General features: G+C 71.1%; 11 protein-coding genes and 1 pseudogene. 8 read left to right on the top strand and 4 right to left on the bottom strand.

Features of this window, described 5'->3' with window-relative positions:
- Positions 1 to 10: 10 nt before the first annotated feature.
- Entirely contained in the window at positions 11 to 295 is a 285-nt protein-coding gene (locus WME96_RS01305) for an aminoglycoside phosphotransferase family protein (RefSeq protein ID WP_437288367.1), read from the bottom strand.
- Between the two features lie 39 nt (positions 296 to 334).
- Positions 335 to 456 (bottom strand): annotated as a pseudogene (locus tag WME96_RS01300) (APH(6) family putative aminoglycoside O-phosphotransferase); the annotation flags it as partial.
- A 214-nt stretch (positions 457 to 670) separates the two neighbouring features.
- On the opposite strand from WME96_RS01300, the gene WME96_RS01295 reads away from it, so the two are divergent.
- The 6 genes from WME96_RS01295 to WME96_RS01270 all read left to right on the top strand — a co-directional run bounded on the left by WME96_RS01295 (position 671) and on the right by WME96_RS01270 (position 6,088).
- On the top strand, positions 671 to 1,306 hold the full coding sequence (locus tag WME96_RS01295; RefSeq protein WP_437288366.1) for an HD domain-containing protein: 636 nt from the start codon (positions 671 to 673) through the stop codon (positions 1,304 to 1,306).
- Positions 1,307 to 2,143: 837 nt separating this feature from the next.
- A complete protein-coding gene (locus tag WME96_RS01290; RefSeq protein WP_437288365.1) occupies positions 2,144 to 3,415 on the top strand; it encodes a glucuronyl esterase domain-containing protein in 1,272 nt (423 codons plus the stop codon).
- 19 nt (positions 3,416 to 3,434) lie between these two features.
- Complete coding sequence (locus WME96_RS01285) at positions 3,435 to 4,505, top strand: hypothetical protein (RefSeq protein WP_437288364.1); 1,071 nt, start codon at positions 3,435 to 3,437, stop codon at positions 4,503 to 4,505.
- Between the two features lie 200 nt (positions 4,506 to 4,705).
- Positions 4,706 to 4,873, top strand: a complete 168-nt coding sequence (locus tag WME96_RS01280; protein ID WP_061617755.1) for a ribbon-helix-helix protein, CopG family — start codon at positions 4,706 to 4,708, stop codon at positions 4,871 to 4,873.
- The gene (locus WME96_RS01275) at positions 4,863 to 5,234 is read left to right on the top strand and encodes a VOC family protein (RefSeq protein ID WP_437288363.1); all 372 of its coding nucleotides are present in this window, start codon (positions 4,863 to 4,865) and stop codon (positions 5,232 to 5,234) included. Before WME96_RS01280 ends, WME96_RS01275 begins: the two co-directional genes overlap by 11 nt.
- On the top strand, positions 5,231 to 6,088 hold the full coding sequence (locus WME96_RS01270) for a class I SAM-dependent methyltransferase (RefSeq protein ID WP_437288362.1): 858 nt from the start codon (positions 5,231 to 5,233) through the stop codon (positions 6,086 to 6,088). Before WME96_RS01275 ends, WME96_RS01270 begins: the two co-directional genes overlap by 4 nt.
- Before the next feature lie 68 nt (positions 6,089 to 6,156).
- Here the strand turns inward: WME96_RS01270 and WME96_RS01265 are convergent, their stop codons facing one another.
- Positions 6,157 to 6,891: a 2TM domain-containing protein gene (locus WME96_RS01265; RefSeq protein WP_437288361.1), complete on the bottom strand. Its 735-nt coding sequence runs from the start codon at positions 6,889 to 6,891 to the stop codon at positions 6,157 to 6,159.
- Between the two features lie 282 nt (positions 6,892 to 7,173).
- The gene (locus tag WME96_RS01260) at positions 7,174 to 9,288 is read right to left on the bottom strand and encodes a hypothetical protein (protein WP_437288360.1); all 2,115 of its coding nucleotides are present in this window, start codon (positions 9,286 to 9,288) and stop codon (positions 7,174 to 7,176) included.
- Between the two features lie 211 nt (positions 9,289 to 9,499).
- Between WME96_RS01260 and WME96_RS01255 the strand changes: the two genes are divergently transcribed.
- A complete protein-coding gene (locus WME96_RS01255) occupies positions 9,500 to 10,672 on the top strand; it encodes a hypothetical protein (RefSeq protein ID WP_437288359.1) in 1,173 nt (390 codons plus the stop codon).
- A gap of 426 nt (positions 10,673 to 11,098) precedes the next feature.
- On the top strand, positions 11,099 to 16,846 hold the full coding sequence (locus WME96_RS01250) for an nSTAND1 domain-containing NTPase (RefSeq protein WP_437288358.1): 5,748 nt from the start codon (positions 11,099 to 11,101) through the stop codon (positions 16,844 to 16,846).
- Positions 16,847 to 17,227: the final 381 nt, after the last annotated feature.

The following is a 17,227-nucleotide window of genomic DNA, read 5'->3' as shown; positions in this document are numbered from 1 at the left end:
ACCGGGGCAATCAACATCCTCGGTCCAGCTCCGCAGCCGCCAGCGCCGCCACGTGCAGGTCGATGGCGGGTGAGTCGCCGTCCTCCAGGAACCAGGCCGCCGAGAGGCCGGTCCACGCGAGGATCCAGCGCAGCAGGCGCGTCCGTTCGAGGCCGGCCGCGTCGACCACGATCTCCAGCCGTCGGGAGAAGCGGCCGGGCTCGGTCGCGACCGGACGGCTGGGTTCGGCCAGGTCCGGGTTGGTGAAGAGGTTGGCAAAGTCGAAGCTGCGCTCGCGGCGCCGTCGCCGCCCCACCAGTCCATCAGCGCGCCGCCGAGGCGCTCCTCCTCGTGCAGGGCCAGCTTGAGCATGGCGGGCTCGCCGGCGCGCCGGACCGGCAGCAGGCGCCCGCTCCTCGTGACGATCGGCTCGCCGTCGGGGAGGAGGCCCCATCGGCGCACGTGCGTGTCGAACATGCTCCTCCGCGTGCGTCGGGTCGGGCCACCTCTGTATCCCGTTCTTCCAGGCAAGGCACGGGCGGACCTGGTGAACATCACATCGGGTGTGCGGTCGACCGAAGCTGGCGGATTCTTCTGATGGTGGTCACGCCGGGTCGCCCGCAGGTTGCCCGGACGGGCGCGATGCCGAAGGTCCCCTCCGGGCTCGGCGCCACACGAAGGAGAGAGGACCGTGAAGAACGAGATCGCTGGCATCCGCATCCCTGACAGCCACCTGGCCGTGGAAGCGACCGAGCTCGCGCGGGAGGCGTCGGCGCCCTTCCTCTTCAACCACGTCATGCGCACGTACCTCTTCGGCGCGCTGCTCGCGAAGCGGCGCGGGCTCGAGCTCGATCTCGAGCTGTTCTACCTCGGGGCGGCGCTCCATGACCTCGGCCTGGCCGAGAGGTTCCGGGGCACGGAGCGGTACGAGATCGAAGGCGCCAACGCGGCGAGCGAGTTCCTGAACCAGCGCGGCGTGCCCGAGGAGGAGATCGGCGTCGTGTGGGACGCAATTGCGCTGCACACCGTGAGGGGGATACCGCCATACAAGCGGCCCGAGATCGCGCTGCTTCACGTCGGAACCATCATGGACATCGTTGGCATGGACTTGAAGGAGCTCTCTGCGGACGAGGTGGATGAGGTGCTCCAGGCGTACCCGCGTCTCGACTTCAAGCGCGCGTTTCCGCGGGCGATCGCTGACATGCTCACCAGCAAGCCGGAGACCGCCTTCTACAACTTCACGGCCGACATCGCCGAGCGCCTGATCCCGGGCTTCCATGCCCCCAATTTCCACGACGTCATCCTGGCGGCGCCGTTCAAGGAGTGACCGCCCCCACGCGTCGAGAGCGGTGGCCAGCCAATCACAGCGAGGCTCGCCGCGGGACAGGGCTGCTGCCGGTGCTCGGGCAGGCCGTGATCGCTGTCGCTTCGCTCACCGAGACGCTCCCCCTCGTCGTCGCCCTCGGGGATAACGCGGCGGCCCGTCCCTGGTACCGGAACGGAACCGCCAGAGGATGGGCGAGGCGAAGCGGGCAGCCCGCCCCGGGTACACCGCGCGCGCCGGAGGTCGTCAGAATTCTGACGGGCTCGTGATCAAGGCGCCGCCGCGCGGGAATTCAAGGGGTCGCTGTCCGACGTTCGGCGCTGCTGGCCCGGAGAGACACAATGCTTCCGGCGTGGGTACAGTTTTCGAGGCGTGAGTCGCCCCACAGGCTGTGGAGTGAAGGCGGCCCCTTCGATGCATGGATGAATTGAGCGGTGCGCGCAGCGCGCGGACGCCACGAAATAGGACAAAATCGACTTGAAGACGACCGACAAAGTGGGGAATAACCGCGGCGGCCCGCGCGGGCCGGCCCCTCGGCGGCCATCCCATCGCCCGACCCCGGCGGGCTCCTGCCTCACGACCCCCTCACGAGGAACGCTCGACATGCGCCTACGCACTGCACGTCCCACGATCTCTTTGGCCTTGTTCGCAGCGCTGCCCTTGGCGCTCGCCGCCTGCGGCACCGAAGGCGAACCGGATCCTGGCGGTTCAGGAGGAAGCCTTCCAGTCGGCACGGGGAGCGTCAGCGGCAGCGGCACCGGAGGGGCGCCGGCGGTCACTGGTGGAGCGTCCTCTTCGGGCGGTACCCCGACCGGGACGGGCGGCGACCTGGCGACGAGCGTGGCCAGCACCGGTGGTGGGGGCCCGGACGGAACGGGCGGAGCGACGGGGACCGGTGGTACCGACGGCAGCGGCGCCGGCGGCAACGCCGCGAGCGCCGAGTGGGGCCAGGTGGAAGACCCTGGAGCCGGGTGCACCGTCGGACCGATGCCGAGCGCCGCTTCGCTCACGGCGAGCGCGAAGCTGCCGGACCCCTTCAAGAAGATGGACGGCAACCGCATCACCGACAAGGGCGAGTGGGCCTGCCGGCGCGAAGAGATCCTCCAGCAAGCCTACAAGTTCATCTACGGCGACAAGCCCGTCCCGGGAGAGGGAGCCGTGTCCGGTACCGTGAGCGACAGCAGGATCACGGTCCAGGTCAACGATGGCGGCGGCAGCGCCTCGTTCAACCTCACCGTGAACATGAACGGGGCGACGGCGCCCGCGCCGGCGATCATCGGTTACGGCGGCCTGAGCGGCATGCCAGTTCCGAGAGGCGTCGCGACGATCACCTTCACCGCGGTCGAGTCGACGGGCGGCAGCGGCGCGAAGAACGGGCCGTTCTACAGCGCGTACGGGTCGGACCATCCCGCGGGTTACCTCACGGCACAGGCCTGGCAGATCAGCCGCGTCCTCGACGTTCTGGAGCAGAACCCCGGCGTCATCGATCCGCGCCGGGTGGGTGTGACGGGGTGCTCGCGCTGGGGCAAGGGGGCCTTCGTCGCCGGCGCGCTCGACAACCGCATCGCCTTGACCATCCCGGTGGAGTCGGGTCTCGGGGGCACGGTCGGCCTGCGCCTCGTCGAGGTGCTCGATAGCTACAGCGGCGCGGAATGGCCCTATCATAGCATCAGCTACGTCCGCTGGCTCTCGGAGGTGGCGCTCGGTCAGTTCACCACGGGCAACAACGCCGGGGCCGACAACACGAACAAGCTGCCCGTCGACATGCACGAGATGATGGGCCTCATCGCTCCACGCGGCCTCTATATCGTGGACAACCCGAGCACCATGTACAACGGGCTCGATCGGAACTCGGCGTGGGTCACCGCCAACGTCGGCAAGATGATCTTCGAGGCGCTCGGCGTCGGAGACCACATGGCCTACACGGGCGCAGGTGGGGGCCACTGCAGCTGGCGCTCGCAGTACACGGCATCCCTCAACGCCATGGTCGACAAGTTCCTGCTGGGCAACGACGCCACGGCGACGGGCACTTTCGCCACGGACCTGCCCAACAAGCCCAACCACCTGGACCACATCGACTGGGCACCGCCGACGCTCACCGGCGAGCTTTGATCCAGCGCGGAGGTAGCACATGAATCATCACTCGTTCCGCTCTCTCGGGCTCGCCCTAGCCCTGACGCTGGGCGCTTGCGGCCCTGGCGAAGACGGTGACGCCACGGGCGGCGCCGGAAGTGGTGGCGCCACGGGCGGCGCGGTGGGCTCGGGCGGCCAGAGCCCCGCGGGAGGCGGCGGCGCGCCGCAAGAGACCGGCAGCGCCTCATCGGGCGGCGCCAGCGGCGGCGCGACGTCGACCGGCGGGGCGGGGCCGAGCGGCGGCACCGGCGGCGGCACCGGAGCGGCCACCGGCGGAGCGTCGGGGTCGGGCGGCGCTCCGGGTGGCGCCTGCACGCGCGAGCTCCTGGATGGCCTCCTGGACGACTACTTCGCCGCCCTCGCCGCCGGGGATCCTTCCAGCCTACCCCTGGCAGAAGGCGTGAAGTTCACCGAGAACGCCGTGCAGGCCGAGATCGGCACGACGGACTTCTGGAGGAACGCTGGCGAGGTGAAGCATTCGCAGCGTGCCCTGGATACCGAGGCGTGCAGCGCGGGCGCTCAGGCGGTGATTTCGGAAGGCGGGAGGGATCTCCCCGTCGCCCTCCGCATCAAGGTGGAAGGCTCGGAGATGACGGAGATCGAGACGATCGTCGTCCGCCCGGGCGACTACACGGCATCGTTCGCGGTCGACTCGGATCCTGCCGCGATCATCGCCATCTCGGACGACATCGGTTGGCACGACGAGGTCCCGGAGGCCGAGCGGGCCACCCGGGAAGAGCTGACGAGCTGGATCGACAAGTACTTCCGCGCGTTCCCCTCCGGCGTCTGCAACGTCACGGGAGCCTGCAAGCGCCTGGAGAACGGGGGCGGCAACTTCTCTTGCCGCACCGGAGCATCCTGCAGCGCCGGCGATCCTGGGTCAGGCGGCACCTTCATCCCGCGCGTCATCCTGGCCGACGAGATGCGCGGCATCGCCATCGGTCTCACCCTGTTCGACTTCATGACGGACGGGCATCTGGACATGCATATGATCAAGATGTCTGGCGGTGAGGTGCACGCCGTCCACGCCATCCTGCGCGACACGAACGGCGTCTCCGGCTGGGAGTGACGGCGACCTCCCTCGCCGCTCGCGTCGAACCCCCGCCCAGCTGACGCTCAGCAGAATACAGCGATACGGTAGGACGCCCTCCGCTTGGCGCTATGCCGCGGAAATGTCAGGCGTTTCAGGCGCGGAAGGCCTCCCCCGCCCCGTCGAGAGACCGCGCATCGTCTTGACACTAGCATGCTAGCATCCTAGCGTGGTTGCACATGGCGGACGACGTGAAGCAGTTCAACGTGTATCTGCCGACCGAGCTGATTCGCGAGGTCAAGCATCACGCGGTCGAGGCCGAGCAGTCGCTGTCGGCGATCGTGGCCGCCGCGCTGCGCGCGTACCTCGACGAGCACCGACGCAAGCGGAGGAACCATGGAGACTGACGGCATCGAGGGCCTGCTCATCGAGACGCACAACTGGGGCAAGACCGTCGCGTTCTGGCAGGGCCTTGGCTACAAGCTCGAGTTCGAGACCGATCACCACTCGGGCCGCCTGCGCCATCCCCGCGGCGGGCCCTACCTCTTCGTCGCCGAGCGGCCGCACGACCGCGCGCTGCAGCTCGTGCCGGTGATCGCCGCCGGCGACGCCGCGCGGTTCTCGCCGCCGGGCGCCGGCACCGTCCTTCGCCCGTTCGAACCGCAGCACTGGCCCGTGCTCGAGATGCTGCTCGCCGATCCCGACGGTCGGCCCCTCAGCGTGCAAGCGCCGCTGCGAGCGACGGAGTCGACGAAAGGAACGCCATGACGGAGAAGCGAATGACGGAGGCAGATCCCACGGCGGTGCGTGTGGCCCTGTGGCGAGCCATGCACGTCGAGCTCGACGCGCCGCCGCACGTCCTCGAAGACGACGTCGGCCTGAGGTTGGCGGCCCCGGACGACGGCTGGCGCCAGCGTCCGGACATGGACCCGCACGCCACGCGCCGCTTCCGGGCATCCATCGTGGCCCGCGCTCGGTTCATCGAGGATCTCGTCGCGGAGCAGGCTGGCCACGGCGTCCGCCAGTACGTCATCCTCGGAGCCGGTCTGGACACGTTCGCCCAGCGCCGGCCGGAGATCGCCGCTCGCCTCCGGGTCTTCGAGGTCGACCGGCCTGGCCCTCAGGACTGGAAGCGGAGGCGCCTTGTCGAGCTCGGCTTCGACATCCCGGACTGGCTGCGGCTCGTGCCGGTCGACTTCGAGGCGGGCGCCTCCCTGTGGGAGCAGCTGACGGGCGCAGGCTTCGACGCGACCCAGCCGGCGGTCGTGGCGTCCACGGGCGTCAGCATGTACCTCACCAGGGAGGCGAACCTCGCCACGCTGCACCCGATCGCGGCGCTCGCGCCGGGCTCCACGCTGGCCATGACGTTCATGCTGCCCATCGAGCTCGTCGAGCCCGAGGTGCGCCCCGCGACCGAGTGGGCGCACAAGGGAGCGCGCGCAGCCGGCACGCCCTTTCTCAGCCTCTTCACGCCGCCGGAGATCCTGGCGCTCGCGCGCGGCGCTGGCTTCAAGGACGCGCAGCACGTATCGGCTGCCGCCCTCGCCCAGCGCTACTTCGCGGGAAGGACCGACGGCCTTCGGCCCGTGAACGGGGAAGAGCTGCTCGTCGCGACAACGTAGGATCGGATCCCCCGGCCGAGCTCTCGCCCCCCAGGGTCGTCGAGATGGGCGTCGCGCCGTCGACGCCGTCAGCGCCGGCCGCGGGCTCGCCGCCCCGCGCGCTCCGCCTCTTCCTCGCCGAGCGCCTCGGACTCGGCGTCGTCCGCGTCGAGCGGCGCGATCCGCTGCCTGCGCGCCGCGTCTTCCGACGGCGCCGGCCCCGGCGGAACGCTGCCGCGGATCTCCTGCGCGATCCGCGAGAGCACCGTCGCCACGCCCTCCTCGACGGCGTGCCCGAAGTCCTCGGCGCTCCGCTCGAGGCGCTGCTTGCGCTCGATGCTCTCGGCCCTGCGCTGCTCCTTGAGCCGCCGGAGCTCCTCCCGACGCGCCCGCTCGGCGCTGCGCTCGATCTCCCGCCGGATCCGCCGCGGGGACACGTCGCTGGAGAGCGCGGCGCGCGCGTGGAAGGCGAGCCCCAGCCCCCACCCGAGCAGCGGCCAGAAGAACCACCACGGCCCGGGCGTGAGCGCGTTGATCGCGAAGAGGAACGCGTTCACCGCGACGAACGAGAACAGGTGCGACCGGAAGCCCTTGCGCCGGCGCGCGACGATCGCCGCGCGCGCGTCTTCCTCGCCCCGGACCAGCTCGATGTCGCGCGACGCGGCCTCGATCGCGGCCCGCGAGATGCCGATCTCCTCGGCCGCCGCGACCAGCTCGTCGTGGCCGACGTCACGCGTCTGCGCGCCCCGGAGGGCGCGCTCCAGGATGGCCCGCACCTCGGCCTCGGTGTACTGGCGCCCGCTCTGCTTGTCCGGCTTCGCCATCGCTCTCCTGCTCCTCGCGTGCGCGGAGCATACGCCCGAGCGCGCGCGGGCGCCGCTTCCATGAGCGCGAGGCCCCCCACGAGCCGCGACAGCGCTGCGCGCGGTGCCTGCACACGAGCGCGCATCGACGGCGGAGGGGCGCTCTGCTGAGGGCTCGAGCTCGGGGCAGGAGGGAGGAGCTCACGAGACCACGCATCTCGATCGGCCAGCGCCCCGCGCGATCTGCCCTGCAGCGAGCGACCACGCTGACCCATGACGGCACGCCCGCGGGTCGACGAGGCCCTACATGCAGATGCGGGTGACGGAGACGGTGCCCGACGCGCGAAATGACTGGAACCCGCTCTCGTCCTTGCCGACCCAGAAGGTCTTGGCTTCGCCGAGCCCCCACGCTCCGTCGTAGGGGTTCATCGTCAGATCGATGGTCTGCTCCCTCTGCCCGATCACGACGGCGTTGGTACGCTTGACAACATTCGCTGGACCGGGGCACGTCGGGCCGTTACCCACGTAAAGGCTGAGCGTGGCGGCCGAGGTGAACGCCGAGTTGTCCGCCTTGCGGACATGCACCCGCAGCGACGTCGGGGACAACATCTCCGCCGACGCCTGGAGCATCATCGTCCCGTCGCCCGAGCAGCCCGGCGGTCCCCAGCTCGGGTACACGTGGTCGGAGATGGTGAACTGACCTTCGTTGCCCGGGTCGCACCCGCACGTCCCGCCATTGCATCGATACGGGCCATCGCAGCGATCTCCAGCGCAGCATGCCTGGCCGGAGCCCCCGCATGCGCAGGCGCCGCAGTCCTGCGGGCAGGTGGAGCACGCCTCGCCTCCGTCGCACCGTCCATCAGGGCACGTCGACGGACAGCCGCCGCAGTCCTGCGGGCAGGTGGAGCACGTCTCGTCCTCGTCGCACCGCCCGTCGGGGCATCCAGATGGCTCATCGCACGCGCCACAATCCGCCGGGCACGTCGCGCAGGACTCTGTGCGCGTCCTGTCCTCACACACGCCGTCGCCGCAGCAATGGTCGTTCACGCCCTGCGTCTCCACCACGCAAGCGGCGGGACAGCTCGGCTCGGCGGCGATCTCGCCGTCGCGGCAGAGGACGATGTCCCCCCGCCCGGCATAGCTCCCCAGCGCCTGGTTCTCCGCGCAGTAATACCCGCTGGCGAGCCCCTGACAGGGCGACGCTGGCGTGCGCGGCACGCACACGCCGGAGACGCACGTCAGGCCAGGATCAGAGCACCAGGACCAGGCACGATCGAGCGAAGAGCAGCAGCTATCCCCTTCGAGATAGCATCCGTGACACCAATCCGCGGTCGGGAAGAACACGAGGAGGTCGTCCAGGTCGAGCCCGGGCACGCCGCAGTCTGCGACCTTCAGCGTCGCCATCTCCTCCGCGGAGACGCCGGCGGGAAGGCGGAGCTGATCGATCTCGTAGAGCGTCTGGTTGTTGCAAACCCCCTCGGCGATATAGCCCTCCGGCACCCCCGGAAGCACGTTCGGCGTCTCGTGGCGCCCATCCGGGAAGCAGGTGTCGATGACGCCGCTATACGTCCGCTCCGGGACAACACCGGTGCAGACATGACGGGCCTCGGCATCGTCGATGAACTGGGAGACGCGGGTCCCGAACGGTTGCGGCAGGTCGATCGCAGATTCCGTGATCGCGACCACGAAGGCGCCGCCGTCGCGCATGATGTAACCGTTCGCGACGACGCCGGCGCTGTGCTCTGCGTCGCTGAGCTCAGGCAAGCTGTCGAATTGCTCCACGTAATTGCCGATCCATTGAGCCAGGTCGCCGGCCCTCTGGGCCCATCCGACCGGGTTCGCATACACCTGATAGGAGAGGAACGACATGCCCGTTCGGTCGTGGTCGGTCAGGTACGTTCCGAGCCTGACGCGCTCGCTGTCCGGTAGCCACGAAGCGCGCTGAAGCGCCTCGCTGGACTTCCCAGGCGGGGACGCCGGCTCGACGTACCGCCCGGCGAGCCGGGCGAGGGCGACGAGGCGCCGATGCTCCTCCTCGCGCCCCGACCACTCTCCAGCGGCGGCCTCGAGGGCCCCCACGGACGCGGCGAAGAGCCGGAGCGCGTCGTTCATCGCGGCAGCCTCGATCTCCGTGCCCGGCGACGTGGCGGGCCACGCTCCCGCCGCGTCCGTCTCTGCAAGAGACGCAGCGATGCGCCTTCCGGTCGAGTCGAAGGCCGCGGCGGAGACCATCGGGCCCGACGTCGCCGGTCTGGCCCACGTCACCGCCGTCACCGAGACATCGCCGAGCGCCAGCTCCGCTTCGGACCCATCGGGCGTCAGATGAACCGCGACCGAGGGCCGGGCCGGACCAGGGTCGGGCGAGCACCCGCCGAGAACCGCCCCGATCAGCAGGGAGCTGTGAATCATCCTGCTCATGGAATCCATCGTATCCTCCGCGTGACGCATTCCGTCCTCCTTGACTCTCCAGACCTCGTCGATGGAGGTCCAGCTCCTCCTGAACGCACGTCCGCAGGCGTGGCCGGCGGTCGTGAACATGTAGGACGTGGCCCGCTGCTCACCGTTATCTTTCAATGAAGGGCGCTGGCCGGCGCCTGCCGCGTCGCGGCGCGCATGGTAAGAGGCGCCCATGGAAGCGATGCTGGAGCAGGCGCCGACGACCAAGTACCAGGCCATGACCTCGCTCTTCTGGATGCTCGCGCGTCACGCTTGCGTCGACCCGCCGCTCACCCAGCTATCGAGAGCGCTCCAGCGAGCCGATTCGTTCGCGCACGGGGTGCTGCTTCAGCTCACCGACCGCCGCGCCCACCCCCACGGCCGCAGGTCGGCGCAGGGCGTCGACTTCCGCCCGGTGCTGCAGTGGTTCCACCCTGGCGGCCCCGGCAGAGCGCGTGACGCGCTCGACCGCTTCCGGCAGCGCTCCTCGACGCTCTCGACGCCTGTCGAGGCGTTCGAGGGATTCGTGTGCTTCCATATCGCGATGGCGTCGAGCGACGCGCCTGGCCGGATGTCCCTCGTCGAGGAGGTGTTCGCGCGCGTGGCCGAAGCGCCGGAGGGGTCGGACAGACGACGATGGCTGAAGGCGCTCCTCCAGCACGCGATGACGGACTTCTCGCTGAGCCTCCACGAGGAGCTGCTCTCACCGGCCGTGGCGGCGTGTTACGAGCCGGCGGACTACCTGTTCACGGTGGCCACGGGGCTCGTGGCTTCGCGTGCGCCGCTCGACCCGCTCCGGCCTCGCCTCCGCTCATTGCGAGAGGCGTCCGTCGCGCAGTTCGTCCTCGCCGTGTTCCAGCTCGTCGTCAGGCTCGGCGCGCTGCCCGGACTGGCCCATGACGCCCGATGGCTGCTCGACCTGGCGGAGCGAGAGCACGCGGACGTGCTGCGCCGCATCCCGGCGCAAGCATGCGCCGAGTACGCCATGCCGTGGGACTATGGGGCCGATCTGGCCGAGCGTCTGCGCTTGCGCGGCGAGGAGCACCTCGACGTGCTCCCTCTCTTCAGGTGGGCGCTGAGCCTGGTCAGCGGGGGCAAGGTGCGGCGGCGCCGCGGCGCCGAGATGGGCGTCTGGACGGTGGACGACGCGCGCGCCGCGTCGAGGCGATTCACCGCCTGGGGTCTGGCCCATGAGTGCTGTCGGCTGATGGCGCCGACGTTCGACGTGCGCAACGAGCGATGCGAGCTGGCCAGCGACATCGCGAAGCTCGCGCAGGTGATGTCGCGCACGCCGCTCACGTACGCCATCGGGGACGTCGTGCTGAATGAGCTCTTCCCGATGCCCCTCGCCTTTCAGCATCGCTGAGCCGAGCATCGCGACCTCCCCGCGCCCCCTCCGAGGCCGCCCGGCTCGGCCTCGACCCAGCTCGCCCCCTGGCGAGGGTGCTCCGCCACGTCGCGCCCCCCTCCGTTCCCGCCTCGCCTCTCGCAACCCCGACGCCTGGGCGCTCCCCGCGCCCACGCGCCTGTCAGGCTGGCCGCGCCGCCATGCGTCCGTCACACGGCGCGCAGCAGGCGCGCCGACACCGGACGAGGCGCGGAGATCGCTCTACAGAAGAAGCAATGAGGCAGCGAGGCTGGCTGCCCGAGCGCCGGGCCGGCCACCTCGTCGAGCTCTCCTGCAGGCGCGGGGCGGGCTCGACCGACGGGATCGCCAGGTGGACGGCGTCGAGCCGTGATGCGGGCGTTCCGGCGGAAGCTGCCGCGCGAGCCGGCTGCGACCGGAGGGGCCATGACGAAACAGGAGACCCTCGCTCCAAGGACGGTGTTCCAGGGCCGCTACGAGATCCTCTCTTCGCCCGAGGAGACCGCCCTCGCCGCGGTCTACCACGGGCGGCAGATCGCGAGCGGGCAGCCGGTCGTCCTCGAGGTCGTGCGCCTCCTGCCAGAGGGGGTCTCCGAGGACGTCGCGCGACGCCGCCGCGCGCACTTCCTGCGGGAGATGCGCCGCTATGCGCGGCTCGGCCACCCCTGCATCGCCCGGTTGATCGACGCGGGGCAGACGGACGAGGGGCAGCTCTATGCGATCTTCGAGCACGTCCCCGGGCAGAGCCTGGCCGAGCTGCTGTCGGCGCAGGGCGCGCTCGAGCCGCAGGAGGCGCGGCGCCTGATGAGGCAGGTCCTCGACGCGCTCGCCTGCGCTCATCGGCAAGGCATGGTCCACGGGGACGTCAGGCCGGCCCACGTGATGGTCGTGCCCTCTCGGGCAGAGCGGAGCGCGATGCTGTTCGGCTTCGGCTTCGGCCTGGTCGCCGCCTCGGGAGCGCGCGTCGGCGAGGGCGGCACGCACGTCTCCGGCACCGGGATCGTCGGCTCGCAGGCGTACGCGGCGCCCGAGCAGCGCCGGGGATTCCCGCCCACCGCGCGCTCGGACCTGTACGCCTGGGGCCTCGTGTTCCTCGAGTGCCTCACGGGCAGCCGGCGCGGCTGCGGCATGTCCCCGGAGAGAGACGCTCTCCATCCGGAGAGCGATGAGCCGGTCCGGATCCCTCGCGCGCTCCTCGATCACCCCCTCGGCGCCATCTTGCGGTCGGCGACGACCGAGGACTTCGCGGCGCGGGACGTCACGGCCGACGGCCTGCTGTGCGAGCTCGACGCGTGCTCGGTCGACGGGCTCCGCCGGGAGGATCTGATCCTGAAGGACGCCCCGGTCGGCGCCGAAGGGACGAGAAGAGAGGAGGCCGCGGGCGGCGCCCTGACCGCCCCGACGCGAGGCGCGGCGACCCGTCCTGGCGAACCGGGCGCGCCCGAGATCTCCAGCGAGGAGGCCCCGCTCACGCTCACGCTGCCGGAGGTCCCGGCCAGCCCGGCCCCCGGCGGGCGAACGCACGGTACCGCGGCTCCCCGGACGGGTGATGCGCGGACGCCAGCGGAGCCCGTTGCAGCCCCCGTGCACCCGAGGGCCGGCGACGTCATCAAGCATTACGAGATCATCCGCAAGCTGGGCCAGGGCGGCATGGGGGTCGTGTACCTGGCGCGCGACACGACGCTCGGCCGCCTGGTCGCGATCAAGTTCCTCCTCGGCTACGCCGGGCAGAACGCCGAGCGCTCGCTGGACGAGGCGCAGGCCACGGCGCGCTGCAGGCACGAGAACATCGTGGTCATCCACGAGATCGACGAGATCCATGGATGTCCCTACCTCGTGCTCGAGTACATCAAGGGTCGCTCGCTGCGCGAATGGATGGCCCAGGGCGAGCGCCCCAGCGCGTCCGGGTCGCCGTCCGCCCCCGCGCCGCCTGGCCCGAGGCCGGCCGGCGTCGTCATCGAGATCATGATCCCTGTCGTTCGCGCGCTGGTCTGCGCGCACGATCTCGGGATCGTGCACCGCGATCTCAAGCCGGAGAACGTCCGCGTGGACGACGCCGGATGCGTCAAGGTGCTCGATTTCGGCCTCGCCAAGCGGATCGACCCGAGCATCGTCCCGTCGAGCGCGAGCGCGCGGGCGGCGCTCGCCGGAGGCGCCGGCCGGCGCCGGAGGAGCACGCTCACCGGCACGCCGGCCTACATGGCGCCCGAGCAGCTGCTGGGCAGCGACGTCGATGGTCGCACCGACCTCTGGGCCGTGGGCATCCTCCTGCACGAGATGCTGACGGGCGAGCATCCGCTGTGCCCGTTCTCGCTCGCGCGGCTCTCGGAGGTCGTGAACCTCAAGCTCCCCATGCCCAGCGTGAGCGAGCGGCATCCGGAGCTGGGCGCGCTCGGCGCCCTCGTCGATCGCTGCCTCAAGAAGCGCAAGGCCGAGCGCATCGGCTCGGCCAGGGAGCTCCTCGCCGAGCTCGAGGCGCTCGTGCCTGGCCGGAGGGCGCTCCGGCTGGACGAGGACGAGAGCCCGTTCCCCGGCCTGTCCGCCTTCCAGGAGGCGGACGCCGCGCGCTTCTTCGGCCGCGATCGCGAGATCACCGCTGCGGCGGCGCGGCTGCGCGGCGAGCAGCTCCTGGTCATCGCCGGGCCCTCGGGGGCGGGCAAGTCGTCGTTCGTGCGCGCGGGCGTGCTCCCCGCCTTGAAGGGGGCCGGGGACCGCTGGGAGGCGTTCGTCCTGCGGCCCGGGCGCCGGCCGCTGTCTGCCCTCGCCGATGTGCTCACGCAGGTCGCCGAGGCGGAGCGCGCGAGCGGGGCGACGGCGCGCAGCGACGCGACGGCGGGCTCGCCCGAGCTCCTCGATCACGACGAGCTGGTCGCCACCTTGCGCGCCCAGCCGGGATACCTGGGCGCACGGCTGCGCGCGCGCTGTCGGCGTGAGGGGGCGGGTCGCCGTATCCTGCTCTTCGTCGACCAGTTCGAGGAGCTCTATACCCTCGGCGCCCCCGAGGAGCTGGCGGTGTTCATCTCCTGTCTGGAGGGCGCGGCCGACGACGCCTCGTCGCCCCTGCGCGTCCTGCTCGCCGTCCGCTCGGACTTCCTCGAGCGTATCGCCGAGGATCACGGCTTCATCGGCGACGTGACCCGTGGGCTCTGGTTCCTGCCGCCGATGGGGCGCGCTGGCCTGCGCGAAGCCTTGATGACGCCGCTCGAGGCGGCCGGGGTTCGCTTCGAGACCGCCGAGATGGTCGAGCACATGCTGGGCACGCTCGAAGGCACGCGGAGCCCGCTGCCGCTCTTGCAATTCACGGCGGCGAAGCTCTGGGAGCGGCGCGATCGCGCGCGCCGGCTGCTGACGCGAGACAGCTACGAGCAGCTCGGCGGCGTCGCCGGTGCCCTCTCCGCCCATGCGGACGCGGTGCTCCTGGCGATGTCCTTGCGCGAGCAGCGGCTGGCCCGGGCCGTGCTCCTGCGCCTTGTCACGCCCGAGCGGACGCGCGCGGTGGTGAGCCTGGGCGAGCTCCGCGAAGCGGCGCAGGGCGGCGAAGGGAGCGCCGGCGACGCGGTCGCGCAGGTGATCCAGCGCCTGGCCGGCGCGCGGCTCCTGCTCATCGAAGCGGGCGACGAGGAGATCGCCTGCGCGCGCGATCGCACGAAGGTGGAGCTGGTCCACGAGTCGCTGATCGACAGGTGGCCCAGGCTCGGGCAGTGGCTCGCCGAGAGCGAGCGAGACGCGCAGTTCCTGGCCCGGCTGCGGGCGGCGGCCCAGCAATGGGAGGCGAGCGGCGAGGCCGCGGGTCTGCTCTGGCGCGATCGCGCCGCGGAGGATGCCCGGCAATGGCGTGAGCGCCGGCGCGCCGAGCACGGCGCCGCCTTTCGTGTCGGGCTCGGCGACCGCGAGGAGCGGTACATGCTGGCCGTCGTGGCCCTCCACGAGCGAGCGCGGCGCCTGCGGCGGCGGCTCACCGCGGGCGTCATCGCCGCGCTCTGCGCTGTGGCGCTCGTCGTGTCGGGTCTGGGGGTCCGCGCCAGCCAGCAGGCCACGCGCGCCGGTCAGCAGGCCACGCGCGCCGACGAGCAAGCGACGCGCGCCCAGGCCGAGGCCCGGGAGGCGCGCAACGCCACCCGCATGGCCACGGCCCGCGAGATGCAAGCCGATCCCACGACCGTGCTGGCGATCGTGCGCGAGGTCGAGCCGCCCAACCTGCCGCGAGGGTGGGCTCCCCTGGCGCGGTCGGCGCTGAACAGCGGTGTTTCGCGCGCTGTGCTCAGCCATCCCGATGTCGTCATGCAGGCGGGCTATGGCCCCGACGGCAAGCGCATCGTCACGGCGTGCGCGGACGCGACCGCGCGGGTGTGGAACGCCGACGGCACGGGCGAGCCGGTGGTCCTTCGCGGCCATGAAAATCGGGTCACTTCAGCCGCCTTCAGCCCTGACGGAAAGCGCATCGTCACCGCGTCCCACGACATGACCGCGCGGGTGTGGAACGCCGATGGCACCGGCCAGCCCGTGGTCCTCCGCGGCCACGAGGGCGCGGTCCGCTGGGCGGCGTTCAGCCCGGATGGCAAGCGCATCGTCACGGCGTCCAATGACAGGACCGCGCGGGTCTGGAACGCCGATGGCACCGGCCAGCCCGTGGTCCTCCGCGGCCACAAGGAGGCGCCCTACTCGGCGGCGTTCAGCCCGGATGGCAAGCACATCGTCACCGCGTCCTGGGACAAGACCGCGCGGATCTGGAACGCCGACGGCACGGGTGAGCCCATGATCCTTCGCGGTCATGAGCAGGGCGTGAGCTCGGCGGCGTTCAGCCCGGATGGCAAGCACATCGTCACCGCGTCCTGGGACAAGACCGCCCGCATCTGGGACGCCGACGGTGCCGGCAAGCCCGTGGTCCTCCGCGGCCACGAGGAGGGGCTGACCTGGGCAGCGTTCAGCCCGGATGGCCAGCGCGTCGCCACGGCGTCATGGGACCGGACCGCGCGGGTCTGGAACGCCGACGGCACGGGTGAGCCGCTGATCCTCCGCGGTCACGAGGACGGCGTGCATGCGTCGGGGTTCAGCCCGGATGGCAAGCACATCGTCACCGCGTCCTGGGACAAGACCGCGCGGACCTGGGACCTCGATGTCTCGGACGAGCCCATGAGGCTTCGAGGTCACAAGGACATGGTGTATTCGGCGGCGTTCAGCCCCGATGGCACGCGTATCGTCTCCGCGTCACCCGACAGGACGGCGCGCATCTGGAGCGCCGACGGCGCGGGTGAGCCCCTGGTCCTCCGCGGTCATGGGGATGGGGTCCCTTCAGCGGAGTTCAGCCCGGATGGCCAGCGCATCGTCACCGCGTCCTGGGACCGGACCGCGCGCGTATGGAACGCCGATGGCAAGGGCAGGCCACTGGTCCTCCGCGGTCACGAGGAGGGTCTCTACTCGGCGGCGTTCAGCCCGGATGGCCAGCGCATCGCCACGGCGTCCGTGGACAAGACCGTGCGGGTCTGGAACGCCAATGGCAAGGGCAAGCCCCTCGTCCTTCGCGGTCACGAGAATGGGGTCGAGTCAGCGGCGTTCAGCCCCGACGGCAAGCGCATCGTCACCGCGTCACGGGACAATACGGCGCGGGTCTGGAACGCCGACGGCACCGGCGAGCCCCTGGTCCTCCGGGGTCACCAGCTCGGCGTGAGTTCGGCGGCGTTCAGCCCCGACGGCAAGCGCATCGTCACTGCATCCCAGGACATGACGGCGCGGGTCTGGAACGCCGACGGCACCGGCGAGCCCCTGGTCCTCCGGGGTCACCAGCACGGCGTGAATTCGGCGGCGTTCAGCCCCGACGGCAAGCACATCGTCACCGCGTCCAAGGACAAGACGATACGGGTATGGAACGCCGATGGTACGGGGGAGCCCCTGGTGCTCCGCGGCTCCGATTCCCCGGTCAATGACGCGGCGTTCAGCCCCGATGGCAAGCGCATCGTCACCGCTTCCGACGACAAGGTCGTGCGGGTGTGGTCCGACCTCGAACCGCTCCACGGCGCCGACGACCCGAAGCTGTGGACCGCGACCACCTACTGCATGCCCATCGATCAAAGGATCGACCTGTTCCGCGTGCCCGACGCCATGGCCCGCGCGAACCGGGAAGCCTGCCTGCGCCACGTCGAGGCGGCCCGCGCGGCTGCCCGGGAGCAGCGGTGAGCTGAAGGACGGGAGAGGGCACAAGACGAGACCAGCGCCACGCTCCGCCGTGTGCGGCCGGCTGTGTCCAAGGCGCCCTCTGCCCACGTGCGCCAGTCAGGCCGGTCATGCCGCCAGGCTCGTCCAGAAGCAGCGCGCCACGCCGTGCATGAACAGCGCTCCACATGGGGCTCTGCGGGCGCGCCGGTGCCAGACGAGGAGCGGAGATCGCTCTATAGAAGCAGCGACGGGACAGCGAGGCTCGCTGCCCGACGACGGACCAGTCACATCGTCGAGCTCTCCCCGGGGCGCGGGACGGACTCGACCGGCAGGATCGCCGCGCGGACGGTGTCAAGCCATGATGCGGGCGTTCCGGCAGAAGCTGCCGCGCGAGCCGGCTGC

It is taken from the genome of Sorangium sp. So ce406 (assembly GCF_051474675.1).
Lineage (GTDB): Bacteria > Myxococcota_A > Polyangia > Polyangiales > Polyangiaceae > Sorangium > Sorangium cellulosum_G.
This window is presented reverse-complemented; position numbering and strand designations above follow the sequence as displayed.

Coding starts and splice junctions, on each gene's coding strand:
- WME96_RS01270 (WP_437288362.1), top strand. CDS start 5,231: ATGACGGAGAAGCGAATGACGGAGGCAGATCCCACGGCGGTGCGTGTG.
- WME96_RS01255 (WP_437288359.1), top strand. CDS start 9,500: ATGGAAGCGATGCTGGAGCAGGCGCCGACGACCAAGTACCAGGCCATG.
- WME96_RS01265 (WP_437288361.1), bottom strand. CDS start 6,891: ATGGCGAAGCCGGACAAGCAGAGCGGGCGCCAGTACACCGAGGCCGAG.
- WME96_RS01285 (WP_437288364.1), top strand. CDS start 3,435: ATGAATCATCACTCGTTCCGCTCTCTCGGGCTCGCCCTAGCCCTGACG.
- WME96_RS01260 (WP_437288360.1), bottom strand. CDS start 9,288: ATGAGCAGGATGATTCACAGCTCCCTGCTGATCGGGGCGGTTCTCGGC.
- WME96_RS01250 (WP_437288358.1), top strand. CDS start 11,099: ATGACGAAACAGGAGACCCTCGCTCCAAGGACGGTGTTCCAGGGCCGC.
- WME96_RS01275 (WP_437288363.1), top strand. CDS start 4,863: ATGGAGACTGACGGCATCGAGGGCCTGCTCATCGAGACGCACAACTGG.
- WME96_RS01280 (WP_061617755.1), top strand. CDS start 4,706: ATGGCGGACGACGTGAAGCAGTTCAACGTGTATCTGCCGACCGAGCTG.